The sequence below is a fragment of the Geotoga petraea genome (genome assembly GCF_900102615.1).
Lineage (GTDB): Bacteria > Thermotogota > Thermotogae > Petrotogales > Petrotogaceae > Geotoga > Geotoga petraea.
This window is the reverse complement of sequence record NZ_FMYV01000007.1, coordinates 105012-122080: the sequence shown is the minus strand read 5'-3', so window position 1 is coordinate 122080 and position 17069 is coordinate 105012. Positions and strand designations below refer to the sequence as shown.

At 31.6% G+C, this 17069-nt stretch carries 16 protein-coding genes; 9 read left to right on the top strand and 7 right to left on the bottom strand.

Going from position 1 to position 17069, the window contains the following annotated elements; genetic code table 11:
- The first annotated feature begins 72 nt into the window (after positions 1 to 72).
- Both BLS00_RS08850 and BLS00_RS08845 read left to right on the top strand, forming a co-directional pair.
- On the top strand, positions 73 to 504 hold the full coding sequence (locus tag BLS00_RS08850; RefSeq protein ID WP_091405008.1) for a YaiI/YqxD family protein: 432 nt from the start codon (positions 73 to 75) through the stop codon (positions 502 to 504).
- 76 nt (positions 505 to 580) lie between these two features.
- Positions 581 to 2893, top strand: coding sequence for an ABC transporter substrate binding protein (locus tag BLS00_RS08845; RefSeq protein WP_091405007.1), 2313 nt, complete (start codon positions 581 to 583; stop codon positions 2891 to 2893).
- Between the two features lie 45 nt (positions 2894 to 2938).
- Here BLS00_RS08845 and adhE read toward each other — a convergent pair whose 3' ends face one another.
- On the bottom strand, positions 2939 to 5530 hold the full coding sequence (gene adhE, locus BLS00_RS08840) for a bifunctional acetaldehyde-CoA/alcohol dehydrogenase (RefSeq protein WP_091405005.1): 2592 nt from the start codon (positions 5528 to 5530) through the stop codon (positions 2939 to 2941).
- Positions 5531 to 5895: 365 nt separating this feature from the next.
- Here adhE and BLS00_RS08835 point away from each other — a divergent pair, with 365 nt between their 5' ends.
- The 3 genes from BLS00_RS08835 to BLS00_RS08825 are packed head-to-tail and all read left to right on the top strand — an operon-like array spanning position 5896 to position 8721.
- Entirely contained in the window at positions 5896 to 7236 is a 1341-nt protein-coding gene (locus BLS00_RS08835) for a TldD/PmbA family protein (RefSeq protein WP_091405003.1), read from the top strand.
- A 15-nt stretch (positions 7237 to 7251) separates the two neighbouring features.
- The gene (locus BLS00_RS08830; RefSeq protein ID WP_091404999.1) at positions 7252 to 8490 is read left to right on the top strand and encodes a metallopeptidase TldD-related protein; all 1239 of its coding nucleotides are present in this window, start codon (positions 7252 to 7254) and stop codon (positions 8488 to 8490) included.
- 21 nt (positions 8491 to 8511) lie between these two features.
- A complete protein-coding gene (locus BLS00_RS08825) occupies positions 8512 to 8721 on the top strand; it encodes a hypothetical protein (RefSeq protein ID WP_091404996.1) in 210 nt (69 codons plus the stop codon).
- A gap of 36 nt (positions 8722 to 8757) precedes the next feature.
- On the opposite strand, the gene BLS00_RS08820 is transcribed toward BLS00_RS08825, so the two are convergent.
- From BLS00_RS08820 to BLS00_RS08795, 6 genes are all read right to left on the bottom strand, one after another.
- Entirely contained in the window at positions 8758 to 9930 is a 1173-nt protein-coding gene (locus tag BLS00_RS08820) for a GNAT family N-acetyltransferase (RefSeq protein WP_091404995.1), read from the bottom strand.
- Between the two features lie 23 nt (positions 9931 to 9953).
- Entirely contained in the window at positions 9954 to 10289 is a 336-nt protein-coding gene (locus BLS00_RS08815; protein ID WP_091404993.1) for a hypothetical protein, read from the bottom strand.
- A 158-nt stretch (positions 10290 to 10447) separates the two neighbouring features.
- A complete protein-coding gene (locus BLS00_RS08810; protein WP_091404990.1) occupies positions 10448 to 11740 on the bottom strand; it encodes an extracellular solute-binding protein in 1293 nt (430 codons plus the stop codon).
- A 53-nt stretch (positions 11741 to 11793) separates the two neighbouring features.
- On the bottom strand, positions 11794 to 12369 hold the full coding sequence (gene coaE, locus BLS00_RS08805; protein WP_091404988.1) for a dephospho-CoA kinase: 576 nt from the start codon (positions 12367 to 12369) through the stop codon (positions 11794 to 11796).
- The gene (locus BLS00_RS08800; protein WP_091404985.1) at positions 12366 to 13739 is read right to left on the bottom strand and encodes a glucose-6-phosphate isomerase; all 1374 of its coding nucleotides are present in this window, start codon (positions 13737 to 13739) and stop codon (positions 12366 to 12368) included. Before BLS00_RS08800 ends, coaE begins: the two co-directional genes overlap by 4 nt.
- 40 nt (positions 13740 to 13779) lie before the next feature.
- Complete coding sequence (locus BLS00_RS08795; RefSeq protein WP_091404983.1) at positions 13780 to 14292, bottom strand: adenine phosphoribosyltransferase; 513 nt, start codon at positions 14290 to 14292, stop codon at positions 13780 to 13782.
- Between the two features lie 217 nt (positions 14293 to 14509).
- Between BLS00_RS08795 and frr the strand changes: the two genes are divergently transcribed.
- From frr to BLS00_RS08775, 4 genes are read left to right on the top strand one after another with little or no spacing between them, the layout of a single operon-like run.
- Positions 14510 to 15073 carry a ribosome recycling factor gene (frr, locus tag BLS00_RS08790; protein ID WP_091404980.1) on the top strand — a complete coding sequence of 188 codons (564 nt, stop codon included), beginning with the start codon at positions 14510 to 14512 and terminating at the stop codon, positions 15071 to 15073.
- On the top strand, positions 15073 to 15798 hold the full coding sequence (gene uppS / locus BLS00_RS08785) for a polyprenyl diphosphate synthase (RefSeq protein ID WP_091404978.1): 726 nt from the start codon (positions 15073 to 15075) through the stop codon (positions 15796 to 15798). The genes frr and uppS overlap by 1 nt, the downstream gene beginning before the upstream one ends.
- Positions 15779 to 16639 carry a phosphatidate cytidylyltransferase gene (locus tag BLS00_RS08780; protein WP_091404975.1) on the top strand — a complete coding sequence of 287 codons (861 nt, stop codon included), beginning with the start codon at positions 15779 to 15781 and terminating at the stop codon, positions 16637 to 16639. The genes uppS and BLS00_RS08780 overlap by 20 nt, the downstream gene beginning before the upstream one ends.
- A 19-nt stretch (positions 16640 to 16658) precedes the next feature.
- Positions 16659 to 17054: a type II secretion system protein gene (locus BLS00_RS08775; RefSeq protein WP_091404972.1), complete on the top strand. Its 396-nt coding sequence runs from the start codon at positions 16659 to 16661 to the stop codon at positions 17052 to 17054.
- The last annotated feature ends 15 nt before the right edge of the window (positions 17055 to 17069 follow it).

The window sequence follows — 17069 nt, the reverse complement described above, 5'->3', positions numbered from 1 at the left end:
AGATTCTTCGACTCCAAAAATCGTCGCTCAGAATGACAGCTGTAATTTATATCTATATCAAAGGAGTATAACATGAAAATATTAGTAGATGCAGACGCTTGTCCTGTTAAAGATATTATTATAAAAATAGCAAAGGAAAATAACTTGAAAGTTTTGATGTTTATTGATGAATCACACGTTTTAAAATCTGATTATGCAGAGGTCATACAAGTCGCAAAAGGTCCAGATGTAGCAGATTTTAGACTTGTTAATCAAGTAGAGGATGGAGATGTTGTAGTTTCTTCTGATTATGGCCTTGCTTCTATGGCTCTTGCAAAAAAGGCGAGAGTTATTACTTTTAACGGAAAGATTTTAAACGAATACAATATTGATGCACTAATGATGCAAAGACACATGGTCAAAAAGAATGTTCGTGCTGGAAAAAGGGTAAGGGGACCAAAAAAAAGGACTTCAGTGGACGATGCCCATTTTGAAAAAAATTTTAAAATCTTAATTAACTCTTAACTAAATACGCTTATAATTATTAAATTTTAGATTTTAATGATATAATTATATTAATAATACTTGAAGGTGAAATGTTATGAAAAAAACAGGGGTTCTACTATTATTCTTATTATTGTTCATTTTTTCTTTTTCTGAAAAATCAAATATTTTAGTCTTACATTCATATCACACTTCTTATAAGTGGGTAGATGAAATAAATAGAGGATTTCTTTCAATAATGAAAGACAACACAGATTATAATTTGTATATTGAATACCTGGATACAAAGAGAAATTCATATGAAAGACAATATTATACAGTTTTAAACTATTTAAAGGAAAAATATAGAAATATCGATATTGACCTTATTATTTCTTTTGATGACAATGCCTTGAGATTCTTGTTTTCACAAAGAAACGATCTTTTTGGTGATGTTCCTGTTTTGTTTGCAGGAGTTAACGAGGCTTCTTACTACGACTTTGAAAAATACCCAAATTTTAAAGGAATAGTTGAAGATATCGATATAAATTCTACTGTTCAATCAATAAAAAAAATCTATCCAAACACAGAAAAGATTTATTTTATTATAGACAACAAAACAAATACCAATGAAATTTTGAGATACCAAATTTTGAAAACTAAGGCAAATTCCCCTGAAATAGAATATGTTTTTCTTGAGGATTTGGTTATTAATGAACTTTTATCTGAAGTTTCGAATCTAAAAGAAAATGAACAAGTTTATCTCCTCATGTATAACAAGGATAGACTGGGAAATTTTTATTCTCTTGAATCTATAGCAGAGATGTTGTCTGAAAGTTCTTCTCGCCCTATCTTTACCTCTTGGGATTTTTATTTTGAGTATGATGTTTTGGGTGGTATGATCACTGAGGGGGCCGTTCATGGGCAAAATGTCGCTAAATATGCACTCAATATTTTAGAGAATCCCAGCTTTTTTGATAGTATGGAACAAATAAATTTATCTGAACCAAGTTATGTTTTTAATGCGAGAGTTATGAAAAAATTTGGAATTAGCAAAAAACAATTGCCAGAAAATTCAAAGATTATAAATCAAGAACCAAGTTTTTACGAAAGGTATTCATGGTTAGTTTGGACAACTTTAGGAGTTTTTATTTTTATATTGACTTACGGAATTGTTGTTAGATTAGATCTTAGAAAAAGAAATATTTTATTAAAACAAATACAAGATCAAAAAAAAGATCTAATCGCTTCAAACGAAGAAATGACTGCAATGAACGAAGAACTTGAATCCCAAAACGAAGAATTAGAAGACCTTTACAAAAATATTGAAGAAAAGAATAAAGAACTAAATGATTTGATTGCAATTGTATCCAACATTGATAAAAAATATATTACAGATGAAGATTACTACACAAAACTCATAAACACAGCTATTCAGATAATTCCAGAAGCTGACTATGGGTCTGTTTCTTTGGGATATGATGGAAAGTGGAAATTTGTTTCAACAGTTGGACATGATTTAGAAAAGCTAAAGGCAATTCCTTTGAAGAAAAAATATATGATAAACTCAAAAAATATCGTAATAATAGATATAATTAATGAAAATAGAACTAAATTACCGCCTGATATTGCCGAAAGTGTTCGTGAAGCAACAAAAGATATCAAAGAATCTATGATCGTTACTATTTATTTGGACAATGACAAAAGACTCAATTTTGCTTTAGATATCGATTCTAATAGCCCTACTCATTTTAACAAAAATTCAATAGAGGTGTTTAGAGCTTTTACAAAACTTGCTGAAAATTATATAAAAAACAAACTTGAAATAGATAAAACAAGAAATGCCTACGTAAATTTTGCAAGCAAACTCGCAATTATTTCAGAAGCTCATGACGATGCTACAGGAAAACATATTTTTAGAGTGGGGGAACTTGCAGCATTTATAGCTCAAAAACTAAATTTGGATAAAGAACAAGTTTTTAACATTAAAACTTTTGCACCACTACACGATATAGGAAAGATTTTCATTCCGAGCGAAATTTTGAATAAACCTGGCAATTTGAATGATGCCGAGTGGGATTTGATGAAAAAACACACTATTTTTGGAGCTAAAATATTAGATGATCCATACTTTGATATAGCAAAAAAAATTGCACTTTATCACCATGAAAAATATGACGGTTCTGGTTATCCTTATGGTTTAAAGGGAGATAAAATTCCTTTAGAAGCTTCTATTGTAGCTTTGGTAGATGTTTATGATGCTCTTCGTTCTAAAAGAAGTTATAAATCTGCACTGACTCATAAAGAAGCTTTTGAAATCATCACAAAAGGCGACAATAAAACAAACCCAGAACACTTTAATCCAGAAGTTTTAAAAGTCTTCATTGAAAATGAATATCAAATCGAAAAAATATTTGATTTTATAGTATAAAAATGGTTGGGAATTTTCCCAACCATTTTTACATGTTAGCCTATATCATTTACCCTCAAAACTTTTAATATATATATCTTTTATTTCAGAGATCAAAGGATATCTTGGATTTGTCGATGTACACTGGTCATCGAAAGCATTTTCAGACATTTCGTCTAATTTTGCGTAGAAATCCTTTTTGTCTACCCCGGCTTTTTCTATTGATTTTGGTATTCCTATATCTTTTTTCAATTTTTCTATTTCATTAATTAGATTTTCTATCTTTTCTTCATCATTTTTTCCTGGTAATTTCAAATGATCCGCTATTTTTGCATATCTTGATTTAGCCAATGGATATTTATATTGGGGAAAAGCTGTTTGTTTTATTGGGTTATCTGAAGAATTGTACTTTATTACTTCATTTATCAATAAAGCATTCGCCAAACCGTGTGGAATGTGAAAAGCACTTCCTAATTTATGTGCCATTGAGTGACAAATTCCTAAAAATGCATTTGCAAAAGCCATTCCCGCCATTGTAGAAGCTTGATGAATTTTTTCTCTAGCTTTTTGATCTTCTGCTCCATTATCGTATGATCTTTTTAAATATTTGAAGATTAGCCTTATTGCTTCTAAAGACAAACCATTAGTATATTCACTTGCAAAAACAGAAACATAGGCCTCTATCGCATGAACAAGGGCATCTATACCAGAGTTTGCAGTTAAACTCTTTGGCATACTCATAACCAATTCTGGATCTATTATTGCCATGTTTGGAGTTAGTTCGTAATCCGCAATTGGATATTTTATTCCAGTTTTATTGTCTGTTACAACTGCAAATGGAGTTACTTCTGAACCTGTTCCAGATGTAGTAGGAATGGCAACCATAGATGCCTTTTTACCCAATTCTGGAAATTTGTAAACTCTTTTTCTTATATCCATGAATCTTAAAGCTAGTCCCTCGAATTTAACTTCTGGATGTTCGTACATGAGCCACATAATTTTCGCAGCATCCATTGGAGAGCCTCCACCAAGAGCTATTATCACATCTGGTTGAAAAGTGTTCATTATGTTTACTCCTTTGTTCACAGTGTTAAGTGATGGATCTGGTTCAACATCAAAGAAAACTTCTGTATCTATCCCCATGTTTTCTAGAATAGATGTGACTTTTTCAGAATATCCAGAATCAAATAAGAATTTATCAGTAACAATAAAAGCTCTCTTTTTATTTTCTAACTCATGTAATGCCAAAGGCAAACAACCATATTTAAAATACATTTTTGGAGGAACTTTAAACCAAAGCATATTTTCCCTTCTTTCAGCTACTGTTTTTATATTCATAAGATGTTTTACTCCTACGTTTTCACTGACAGAGTTTCCACCCCAAGAACCACAACCAAGGGTTAATGATGGTTCGAGTTTGAAATTGTAAATATCACCAATTGCGCCTTGTGAAGAAGGCATGTTCATAAGTACCCTACCCGTTTTTAACTTCATGCCGAAATATTCCACTCTGTCTTGATTATATTGATCAGTGTAAAGAACAGATGTATGACCCATTCCCCCAAATTCGACTAATTTAACTGCTTTTTCAACACCATTTTCAAAATCTTCAGCTTTATACATCGCCAATGTTGGAGATAGTTTTTCATAGGCAAAAGGTTCATCTTCTCCAATTTTAGATACCTCACCTATCAATACTTTTGCTTCTTTTGGAACTTTGACTCCGGCCATCTTTGCAATTTCATGTGCAGGTTGTCCAACTATTGCTGGATTTAAATGACCATTTTTCAAAAGTATTTTTCCCACTGCTTCTTTTTCTTTTTTGTTTAAAATGTAAGCCCCTCTCTCAAGAAACTCTTTTTTTACTTCTTCATAAACTTTGTCCACTACAATTACAGATTGTTCAGAAGCACAGATCATGCCGTTATCAAAAGTTTTACTCATCAAAATTGAGTTTACCGCCATTTTCAAATGTGCTGTTTCATCTATTACCGCAGGAGTGTTACCAGCTCCAACACCTATCGCTGGTTTTCCAGAAGAATAAGCTGCTTTAACCATTCCAGGGCCACCTGTTGCAAGTATTAGGTTTATATCGTCATGTTTCATAAGATACTGACTCAGTTCAATTGAAGGTTCGTCAATCCAACCAATGATACCTTCTGGTGCACCAGAGGCTATTGCTGCTTCGAGTATTACTCTTGCAGCAGCCACAGTGCTTTTCTTTGCTTTCGGATGGGGAGAAAAGATTATCGCGTTTCTTGTCTTTAATGAAAGCAAAGATTTGAAAATAGTTGTTGATGTTGGGTTAGTTGTAGGTATAATACCTCCAATAATCCCTATCGGTTCAGCTACCCTCTTTATCCCAAAAGTCTTGTCCTCGTCTATAATTCCACAAGTTTTTTCATCTTTATATTTATTGAAAATATATTCTGCTGAAAAATGGTTTTTAATAACTTTATCTTCAACTATACCCATTTTTGTCTCTTTTACAGCTTCTTTTGCAAGCCATATTCTATATGAATTTGCTGATATGGAAGCTCTTCTGAATATTTCATCTACTTTTTCTTGATTAAATGTTGAATACTCTTTTTGAGCTGATTTCGCTTTTTGTATCACTCTTTCCAAATCTTCGATAGTTTTAACTTTTTGAATACTCATATGATTACCTCCCAAAGAGATTGTGGTTATATCGATTTATAACCAATTATTTGTGTTCAGCTTTATTTATCTTCCATTATCATTATATAGTGAAAATATTAACTAATAAACATGATTACCGTTAAAACTTAATGAAATTTTTCACTATATAACAAGTGAAATAATTATCAATATAGGCGTAAGTTAATACTGTATAGATATATAGCGTTTTGGTTTAATTTTGAATTAATAAAAAATTATGATTTGCAACAGAAATCTTTGATTTCTTCTTTTCAAATATAAATTATTTAAGCAATTTTTATAACAAATTTGTTATGGTAAAATAGAAGTAACTGGGTTATTAAAATTTAAAAGGGGGAAGGAATATGTACAGATTTCCTAAAGGTTTTTACACTGATGTGAGAATAGAAAATGTTTTTGAAACAGCTATCAGTGTAACTAACGATAACTTGGATGAGAAGAAAGAAAAAGAGTATGAAGCTGCTTTCATCAGACTTTTTGATGGTAATAGGTGGTTTTATTCTTCTACAACCGATGTAAGCAGCATTCAAAATGAAATTGATATATTATCTGAAATGGCAGATATCAACGACGATATTATAGATAATCCAATTGTGAAAAAATTCCAGGTTAATGAAGGTGAATTTTATAAGTTTCAAGAAGATGAGAATGTTAGAAATATCGATTTAGAGAAAAAATTCGATGTTATTTCAGATTATTTTGACCTTGTAAAAGAATGCGAGTATGTTAAAATGTGGAAAGCTAATTACGTTGATTTGAATGTTAGAAAAAGTTTTTTCTCCAGCAAAGGAAGCAGACTTTTCTTTGATTACCAAAAAGTTGGATACAGAATTTCATGGCAACTTGCAGATGGAGACGAAAGATTTGACGAGGGTTTTGACGTTTCAGCAAATGTTTTTGAATCTATCAAAAATAAAAGAGACAAAATGAAAGAAAAATTGGATAAATCAATTCACTTTCTTAAAAATGCTGTTAATGTTGAACCAGGAAAATATACTGTAGTTTTATCTCCTCTCGCTGCTGGAGTTTTTGCCCACGAGAGCTTTGGGCATAAGTCTGAATCAGATTTTATGATTGGTGATGAAACTATGAGAAAAGAATGGAAAATTGGCAAAAAAGTTGGAAGCGATATTTTGAATATTGTAGACGACGGGAACTTACAGGGAAATGGCTTTGTCCCTTTTGATGATGAGGGTACTCGTGCACAGGAGACTTTTCTTATTAAAGAAGGGAAATTAGCAGGTAGGTTGCATTCTGTTGAAACAGCTGTGGATATGAACGAAGAATTGACAGGAAATGCAAGAGCCATTAATTTCGAATTTGAACCGATTGTTAGAATGACCAACACTTATATTAAAGCTGGAGATAAACCCTTTGATAAGTTAATTTCAGAAATTGATGAAGGAATTTTAATAGACACTATTTCACATGGTTCTGGTATGTCTACTTTCACAATTGCCCCAAGAATGGCTTATTACATAAAAAATGGAAAGATAGATAAGCCAGTTAAAATTTCTGTTGTTACAGGAAATGTTTTTGAAACTCTGAATGAAATAGATGGATTATCTGATAAATTAGAGATTCTTTCTTTTACTTTGGGAGGCTGTGGAAAGATGGAACAATTCCCATTGCCAGTTGGTTTTGGTGGACCTTATGTAAGAGTTAGAAATCTCAATGTGCAATGAAGGAGGAAAAATATTATGAATAAAGAAATTTTTCAAATAAATAAAGAAGAATTCAGTATTAAACTTGCTAATTCAAAGATTTCTTCTTTGAGAAAGAAAGACATTCAAAAAAATGCTTTTAGAATATATAAAGATGGTTTTATAGGTATTGCCGGCAGTCTTGGTGAAATAGACGAAGAAGATTTGAAAGAAAAGGCTGTTAAAGCCCTGGATAATAAAATACCATATCCTTATGAAATCACAAAAAATCGATATAAAACTTCTTCTATAGGACAAGATTTGATATCAGATGATGTGTTTCTGAAAAAAACAAAAGAAATGTTGGAAAGCTTGAATAAAAAACATCCTGATTTCACATTTTCAAATAGTATTTCTAAAACAAAAAGCGTTAAATTTTTAAGAAATGATGAAAATACAGAACTCGTTTCTGAATTGAACTATTATGAAACTGGAATTGTATTTAAACACAAAGATTCCAAGAATATTATGGATGGTTTTTTCGGAGATGAGGACATAGTTTTTGATACTAAAAGAATTGAAAAAATGGCAGATATGATGCTGGATAATTACAACAATGAGTTAGATTTTGAGGATGGCGAATACCCTGTTGTGTTTTTGACTATGGATTCAACAGGTCCTTTGATGAAGTTTATAAGAGATTTACACGGTATGGTTTATGGAACTAAAAGCTCTTTATTTTCGGATAAAATAGGGGAAAAACTGTTCTCTGATGATTTTACGCTTTTGCAATCTGCAAGCTACGAAAATTATGAAGTTATTAAACATTTTTTTGATAACGAAGGAACTTACCAAGAAAATTTTACCATTCCCTTAATTGAAAATGGAGTTTTAAAAAGAGTTTATACAGATAAAAAAACCTCTGAAATGTTTGACCTGGAATTAACTGGTTCTGCAGACGGAGATTTTGATTCAGTACCAAATCTCAGTTATGAAACTTTTGTAGTTGAACCATCACAAAAAACAGCAAAAGAAATTTTGGATAGCAAAAAAACAGTAATCGTTATAGAAGCAGGTGGAGGAGATTTCACAGCAGACGGAAAATACGCAAGCCCTGTTCAACTTTCTTATTTATACGAAGATGGAGAAATTAAAGGTAGATTACCACAATTAAATATTAGCTCAAATGTTTATGATATGTATGGAAAAGACTTTTTAGGAGTGCCAAAAGATAGTATTTTGGGATTTAGAGATAAAGACGGAATGGCAATTAATATGAAGGTTTCAAAAATTTAGTTTCACAAAAGAGGTGTTCAATTGAAACATTATTACGTAACGACCCATGCTAACGAAAATGGTGAACACACCATACATGAAGACGAATGCTCTATTTTTCCAGAAATTGATACTTTAGAGGATTTAGGCTATTTTTATGGATATAATGACGCTTACAGAGATGCAAAAAGAAAACATAAAAAATGGAGAGTAGTGGCATGCTCTGAATGTTGTAGTGATGGAATCAAATAAAAATAACCCCTTGAATTTTTTCAAGGGGTTTTTTTATCAAAAGAATTCGTTTAAAAATGTTGTATATTTTTCGAGATCCGTCCCATTGTAATTGTCTATTATAGTAGCTTTTCCTGAATCGAGCATTTCTTCTATATTCGTAAACCCAGAAATAATAGAACTAAAAGTTCCGATATTCATTGTTATATCCGCTTCTTCTGCACCTGTTATTTGAATTTCTCCGTCTATTACTTTTAAGTTGAATATTCCATTGTTCCATTCCGCTTGTTTGTCTTCTATTTCAATATTTACGTTCATGTCTGGGCCTTTTGTTTTCAATCCATTTAATTTGTCTATGTCTATAATTCTGATCATAGGGCTAACAAGGCCTTCTTCTGTTTTATATCTCTCGTTTACATGTGGCCAAAGAACAAAATCATTTGGTAAGAAAACGTATACCTCACTTATCTGTTTACTCAAGCTGGCTAAATAATTGAACATAAGCCTTTTTGTGTTTATGTCTTCATATATAAAATTAAATATTGTATAAATAGATTTTCCTTTGTCATCTTTTGAATATGAGTACATGATCAGTCCTCTCATTTCATCTTTATGAGAGAATTTTATAACTCCTCGGTCAATCTGACGGTTCCATTTGAACATCATAAAATTATCCCAAGATTGTCTGCTTTTTAGACAAAAGTTGTGATTTTTAGCTGCATATTTGTTGTAAAAGTCTTGAATGTCTTCTGTGATAACGCTAACTTCCTCGTACCCATAATCTTCATTCAGTTTCGATTTTATTATTTCGCCTGTTGAAATTTTGAAAATTTTTGAATTTTGAAACATTTCCCATCCATATTTTCTGTAAAACTCCAGGCTAAATGGATAAAGCGCTGATACAATATAATCATTTTTATTCATATATTCAACAGTTCTTTCCATTAGGAATTTTATTGATCTTTTACCTCTGGAATCATTTCTTGAACAAACAAAAGCTATTCCACCCATTTTCACCATGTTGTCTCTCATTTTCATGGTATAATCTCTCAAAACTAGTCCGGATATAAGCTTTTTATTTTCAAATATACCAAAGAATTTTTCTCCAGATTTTTGAAGTTCTGACAATTCTTTCAACAAGCTATCTTTTTCTTCATAAGGAACGCTAAAAGAAAAGCTCGCTATTTCAGAAAATTCTACAATATCCTCTATTTCTTTAAATTTGAACATTATCCCATACCTCCCCGTATTTATTAATTCATATATTTATAGTTTTTGAACCCAAGGTATATTAATATAGCTGGAAAGATGAAAATTAGATAGTTTGTTATATTGTGTCCTCCAGCTATTATCGCGTTATAAACAAAATAAATCTGCATGGTTATGTATATAATGACACTCCATCTTTTCATCATCCACATACCGGAAAGCGAAACAACCCACAACAAAAGGTTGAAAACTAATGCTATTGACATAATATTAGTTTCTGTAACACTATAAACGACATAATAGATAAGAGTCACCATAAATCTGATCATTTCTACACCAATCATGATTGATAAAAATTTTGGTCTTTTGTATTCTGACATTTAAGATATCTCCTTTTTATAGGTTTCTTTTTAATTATACCAAAACAAATATTTATATTCATAGAAAAAGCACTTAAATAATTAAAATCTTTACTATATTTTATTTTCTAAAAAAATGGGCTTACACTAATCGTGTAAGCCCATCATTTATTTATAATTTATTTAGCTAATTCGTTGTTTTCTTCTAATAATGTTTCACAAGATTTTACCGCCCTGTCATAGAATTGATCAGCCGTAATTTGTTCACTTATAAAGTTAGCAAAAATTGTAGAAATTTCGTTTCTAATATCGTTCCAAGCCGCTGGTTTTGGATCAGCAATAGCTGTTTCCAATGTTTCTTGTGCGATAACTGCTTTTTCGTCTGAAGCTATATATTCTTGCCATTGTTTTGTTTCGCTAACATCTCTTCTTACAGGTAAATATCCTGTGTTAATTCCCCAGAAAGCCATGTTAACTGGATCTAATAAGTATTTAATGAATCTGTATGCAGCGTCTTTTTGTGCATCTGTTATCCAATTAAACATTGCTATATCTGTTCCAGCAATTGGCGAATGAGGAACTCCGTCTACAGATGGAAGAGCTGCCCATGACCAACCGTGTTTACCTTGTGATGATCTTTCAACATATGATTTTCCAGCGATTGTTCCCATGTATGCTGCTATTTCTCCTGAACCAAATATTCCATCCAAATAACCTGTTCCGAATGAACCGTAACCGCCTTTTTTAAGTTCCATTATATCGGATAAAGCTTTTTTAGTAGTTTCTCTATCTAAAGAAACTCTGTATTTTCCGTCTGCAACGTATTCTAAGATTTCACCATTGTATGCGAATAAGAAAATTTGGAAATCATCAATAAAAGTTCTCGCACCAATACCGTATTGATCAGTTCTTCCATCTCCGTCTAAATCTTCAGTTAAGTATTTCGTTATTTCCATAAATTCGCCCATTGTTTCTGGCGGTGTAACTCCATATAAGTCAAATAAGTCTGTATTGTAGTAGTAAACATAAACTGATTTGTTAAATGGAATTGAGTAAATTGTATCTCCCCATGTTGAGCCTTCTTTAAAAACTTCGTATATTTCTTCGTCCCAAACTCTTTTCATTTGTGGGTCGTTTTCTATGTATGGATTCAATGGTTCTATAACGTCAGAATATAAGTATTTTGCAATCCAGTTACCGTATGCTTGTGTAACTGCTGGAAGGTCGCTTGCCGATCCTTCTTTTGCTGCTGTGATAGTAGATAATAATTTTCTATTTAAATCTGAGTACCCACCAACGTAAATTGGTTCTACTTGAATGTCAGGATTAGTTTTGTTGAAATTTTCAACTAAAGCCGCAAGAGTTTCACCTTGTCCTCCACCCATTGAATGCCAAAATTCAATGGTAATTGCTTCTGAAAAAGCCAATCCAATAACTAATACAGCAAGAAAAACTGTTAAAAGTTTTTTCACTTTAGTACACCTCCTGAGAATTTTTAAGGTAAAAAAATGGACACTTAAGTGTCCTAATAATTTATTAAATTTTCAAGCGCTTCTATAATTTCTTCAGGGTTATCATTTGCTGTTATTTTTTTATCATAGTAATCAAATTTTAAATTTTTTTGTGATTGTATCATATTTTTAGCTTTTTCTTTGGTTATGTTTCTTTTTTTAACTAATCTTTTATACCTTAAATCTTCAGAAGCATCTACTAATATTATTTTATGACACATTTTGTCCAATCCAATTTTAAAGAGCATTGCTGCATCCAAAACAATTATATCATATTTTTTTAAGTAAATTTTAACTTTTTTTTCTATTTCTTTATAAATTTCAGAATGAACAATTTCATTAAGTTTTTCAAGTTTAGATTCATCACTAAATACTATTTCACCTAACTTTTTTCTATCTATTTCGTTATTTTTATCAAAAATTTCTTGGCCAAATATGTCTTTTAATTTTTCTTTAACATGAAATAGGGTAAGAACATAATGTCCTACCCTATCTACGTCTATTACAATTGAATTTTTAAAATTTTCTTTTAATAGTTTTGAAACATATGATTTTCCAGAACCTGCTTTACCGACTATTCCTAAAATCATAATTTAATTTCTTTTTTCCCTTTTAATTTATCTTTTACTTCTTTTGCAATTTCTTCGTGTCCTTCCCTGCCCATTAGAGCATATGTAACGTTTTTACCAAGTTCAACACCTGGTTGATTATATGCGTTTATATCAAGGAGTTTTCCCATTACTGCTGTTTGAAATTCGTATGCAAAAAAGAATTGCCCAATGTTGTATGGATTTATTTCTGGAAAAATTACTTTCATATTTGGCCTATTGTGTTCAACTAAAGCATATTCTGTACCTGCCAATTCTGTGTTCAAGAGATCGGAAACCTTTTTTCCACCAAGATATTTCAACGCTGGTATGTCGTCGTGAATATGTGGGATGGTTATTTCTCTATCAAAATTTTCCAATTTTAAGAAAGTCACGACTTTATCAAAAGGCCCTTCGTTGTAAAGTTGAAATTGTGAGTGTTGGTCTGTAGCTCCAAGTGCTTTTACAGGAGTTTGCCCAACGAAAACTTCTTTTCCGTCTATATCAGTTCTTTTTCCCAAACTCTCTGCCCAAAGCTGTCTGTACCAATCAGCTAATAGGAAAAGTCTGTTTGAATATGGCACCATAACAGAAATGTTGTATCCTTTGTTGTAATATATGTAATGAATTAAAGCATTTAATGCTGCAGGATTTTCCCAAACATCATCATTTTTAACTTTTTCACACATATCTTTTGCACCATTAACAAGATCTATTATATCTATTCCTCCTGCAACAGCGGATAAAAGTCCGACTGGTGTTAATACAGTAAACCTTCCTCCAACCGTTGGAGGAATTTCAAGAGTTTTTATTCCTTCTTCATTGGCTATTTCTCTCAAAACACCTTTTTCTGGGTCCGTTGTAAAAAGAAGATGCTCTTTTCCTTTTAACCCGTATGATTCAATAATACCCCTTACTATCATATAATTTGTCATTGCTTCTGCTGTTGTTCCAGATTTGGATATAACGTTGAACAAAGTTTTGCTGACATCTATACTATCCAAAATTGAAGCAATGTAATCCGGGTCTACGTTGTCTATTACATAAATTTTTGGAGTTTTTCTCTTGTCTTCCCCCAATGTATTGTAATTCAAAGGATTTAAAGAAGATTGAAGAGCTAAATTCCCCAGTGCTGAACCACCAATGCCAAGAATTACTACTGCATCAAAAGATTGTACCCAACTTTTGAGGTCTAACACCCTGTCTACCCATTTTCTCGTGTATGGAACTTCTAAAAATCCCGGTTTTTCTTCTAAAACTTCATTTATTATTTGTTTTACTTGATCTTTTTTTTCGTTTATTTCTTCTTCTTTAATTCCGTTTTTCACATTTGGTTCAAATAAATTTGAAAAATCAAATTCAATACCTTTCAAAATAATTCCTCCTCAAGAACTATATTTCTAAAAAATTATTTTAGTATTTTATCAAACTTTCGACTTTAATTTCTGTTAATTTTTCTCTTGGATTTAAAGAAGTCAACTCAGCTAAAAATAATGCACCAACTACTTTTCCACCTGCTTTTTCAACTAATTTAATAATAGCTTCTGTTGTTCCACCTGTTGCGAGAATATCATCAACTATTATGACTTTATCTCCTTTAGATATTGCGTCTTTATGCATTTCTAAAATACCGCTACCATATTCGAGGTCATAAGAAAAACTTATCGTTTCGGCTGGTAGTTTTCCTGGTTTTCTAACAGGTATGAAAGGTTTATTTAAATTGTATGCCATTGGTGTTGAATATATAAACCCTCTTGATTCAGGTCCAATAATTGCGTCAAAATCCCAGTCTTTTACAAGCTCTTGGAAGCTATCTATAGTATATTTAAAAGCTTCAGGACTTTTTAGAGCCGGTGTGATATCTTTGAATACTATACCTTCTTTTGGAAAATCTGGAATATCTCTTACGTAATTTTTTAGATTCAATTTGATTCCTCCTCAAGCCATTTTTATCTAATTATAGGCCAAATTCACAAAATTTATTCTATCACATAATTGTTAATAAATGGTTATAATTATTTAGTAAATGAAATAACTTGACTGTTTAATTTTTTATTTAATTTTTGAATATTTTTATTACAATGAAAATAGCCATTTATGATATAATATAATGAATAATTATACATACGGAGGTGGATTTATAATGGCAAGAAAAAGCTCTTATGTTACAGAAGCGGACAATAAAATGGATAAAACAGTACAACATTACAAAGAAGAATTGAGAAAATTAAGAACGGGAAGACCTTCAGCATCATTATTTGAAGAATTAGTCGTTGACTATTACGGAGCACCAACTCCAATTAATCAAACAGCCACGGTAAACGTTGGAGAAGACAGAAGCGTTTCAATCCAACCATGGGACAAAAGTTTGTTAGAAAAAATAGAAAAAACTATAAATTCATCTGATTTGGGACTTCACGCAATCAATGACGGAACCGTCGTAAGAGTAAATTTTCCATCGCCAACAGTTGAAGATAGAAGAAAATGGGTTAAACATGCTAAAGATATGATGGAAGATACAAAAATTGCTTTAAGAAATATCAGGAGAGATGATATTAAAAAAGTAAAAGAACTCAAAGAAAATGGGGATATTCCTGAAGATGAAGCTAAAAAAATCGAAGAAGAAATTCAAGAAGTGTTGAAAAATCATGAAGCAAAATCAGAGGAAATATTCCATCAAAAAGAAAAGGAGATCATGGAATCTTAATGAAGGATCTTGCAAAAGAAAAGCAGCCCAAACATGTAGCAATAATTATGGATGGAAATGGAAGATGGGCTAAAAAACTGGGGAAAAAAAGAATATTTGGCCACGAAAAAGGGGCTGAAGTAGCCGAAAAAATAATTGAATATGCGTCAGATTCAGGGGTGAGATATCTCACCCTTTATACATTTTCTACAGAAAACTGGAAAAGGCCTGAAGAAGAAGTCAACTTTTTGTTCAATCTTTTCATAAAATATTTGGAAAGTAGAATGGAAAAAATAATTTCCAAGGGTGTTAGAATGAGATTTTCTGGTAGAATAGATAAAATGCCTGAAGATATTCAAAAAGCTTGTAAAAGAATAGAAGAAAAAAGTAAAAACAACAGCAAATTAGACTTAATAATGGCTTTGAATTACGGATCCAGACAGGAAATTTTAGACGCGGTAAATAAACTCATTTCTTCAGGAAAAAAAGAAATAACAAAAAAAGACATACAAAACAACCTTTATTTACCAGATGTTCCAGACGTTGATCTTTTGATCAGAACTTCCGGAGAAAAGAGAATTAGCAATTTTTTGCTTTGGCAAATAGCTTATGCAGAATTGTATTTTACAGAAGTTTTGTGGCCAGATTTTGACGAAAAAGAATTCGATAAAGCCCTTTTAGATTATGCTAAAAGAGAAAGAAGGTTTGGCGGGCTAACCGGGAGTGATGAATTTGGGAATAAATAATAAAAATCTCTTTTTTAGAGTGTTAAGTGGTGTAGTTTTAGTTCCTGTAGTCGTGTTTTCTTTTATATTGTATCCCACTCTTATAGGTTTGGTAACAACTATAGTTATGCTTGCTTCTTGGGAATTCATAGAAATATCTTCTTTAGAGCTAAAAAACAAGAAAATATTCAAAATGATGCTCACTGTTGTTGTGGGTGCTTCTGCATTGTTATATGGTTTTGCCATAGAAGCAGAGTATCAGGGGATATTGCCTTTTGAGGCAGAAATAGTCTTTTACCTTGCTTTCTTCTTTTATTCGTGGCTTGTAATCCTAAAGATAAAAGACGTTCGAATGGCGAAAAAGCTAATAAGCGCTGGAGCTATAAGTATACTTTATATTTCTTTTTTCTTATCAAATTTCTATTTGATAAACATAAATTATGGATATACCATGGGTATTTTAGCTCTTGTTTCTATATTCATGTACGATTCATTTGCCTATTTTGCGGGTCTTAGCTTTGGAAAGCACAAGATTTCTCCAAACTTCTCACCAAAAAAGAGCTGGGAAGGGTTGATAGGAGGAGCATTAGGAACTTATTTATTCATTATAGTATACGAGTTTATTAGAGGTTTTCTGGGTTATGAAAATATTATAGGACCAAAAAAAGCGATACTCTTTGCTTTAATGGTTGCGTCTTTTGACACTGTGGGGGATTTAACTGAATCTATCTTCAAGCGTCATTATCATGTGAAAGATTCTGGCTCTATTCTTCCCGGGCACGGAGGAATTTTGGACAGAATAGACGGGATTTTAATAGTTACCCCGGCATGGTATTTTCTGCTTAGAATTTTCTGGATTTAGAAAAATTAAGGGGGAAAAAATGAACAAAAAATGGAAAGAAGGTTTTTCACTAATAGAAGTGATAATCGTTCTTGGAGTTATTGCAGTGATTGCATCAATAGCAATTCCATCTGTTTCTGGTTTAATCGATCAGGCAAAAGCAACAAAAGTAGTGACAAATATGAGGACTTTACAGACGAGTATTGTACAATATTCTATTTATAACGACGACTTAACCGACTTAAGCTTTCAAAAATTAATAGACGCAGGGTTGCTGACAGCTGAAATTCCAGATTTAGATATAGCTGTAAGTTTTAATAGAATAACTATTTCTTACACACAAGATTCACCAGATATATCTAAATTAAAAGAAATAGATACACAAATATTGGGTGATGAAACAACTAATCCTTATATAGAGTTTAAAGTTAGATAATTAGGAGGTTTTTTA

Bases quoted from the DNA above. Each gene is read 5' to 3' on its own strand.
- BLS00_RS08820 (WP_091404995.1), bottom strand. From the start codon at position 9,930: ATGTTCAAATTTAAAGAAATAGAGGATATTGTAGAATTTTCTGAAATA.
- BLS00_RS08815 (WP_091404993.1), bottom strand. From the start codon at position 10,289: ATGTCAGAATACAAAAGACCAAAATTTTTATCAATCATGATTGGTGTA.
- frr (WP_091404980.1), top strand. From the start codon at position 14,510: ATGGCAAGAAAAAGCTCTTATGTTACAGAAGCGGACAATAAAATGGAT.
- BLS00_RS08830 (WP_091404999.1), top strand. From the start codon at position 7,252: ATGAATAAAGAAATTTTTCAAATAAATAAAGAAGAATTCAGTATTAAA.
- BLS00_RS08780 (WP_091404975.1), top strand. From the start codon at position 15,779: ATGAATTTGGGAATAAATAATAAAAATCTCTTTTTTAGAGTGTTAAGT.
- BLS00_RS08850 (WP_091405008.1), top strand. From the start codon at position 73: ATGAAAATATTAGTAGATGCAGACGCTTGTCCTGTTAAAGATATTATT.
- BLS00_RS08835 (WP_091405003.1), top strand. From the start codon at position 5,896: ATGTACAGATTTCCTAAAGGTTTTTACACTGATGTGAGAATAGAAAAT.
- coaE (WP_091404988.1), bottom strand. From the start codon at position 12,369: ATGATTTTAGGAATAGTCGGTAAAGCAGGTTCTGGAAAATCATATGTT.
- adhE (WP_091405005.1), bottom strand. From the start codon at position 5,530: ATGAGTATTCAAAAAGTTAAAACTATCGAAGATTTGGAAAGAGTGATA.
- BLS00_RS08845 (WP_091405007.1), top strand. From the start codon at position 581: ATGAAAAAAACAGGGGTTCTACTATTATTCTTATTATTGTTCATTTTT.
- uppS (WP_091404978.1), top strand. From the start codon at position 15,073: ATGAAGGATCTTGCAAAAGAAAAGCAGCCCAAACATGTAGCAATAATT.
- BLS00_RS08775 (WP_091404972.1), top strand. From the start codon at position 16,659: ATGAACAAAAAATGGAAAGAAGGTTTTTCACTAATAGAAGTGATAATC.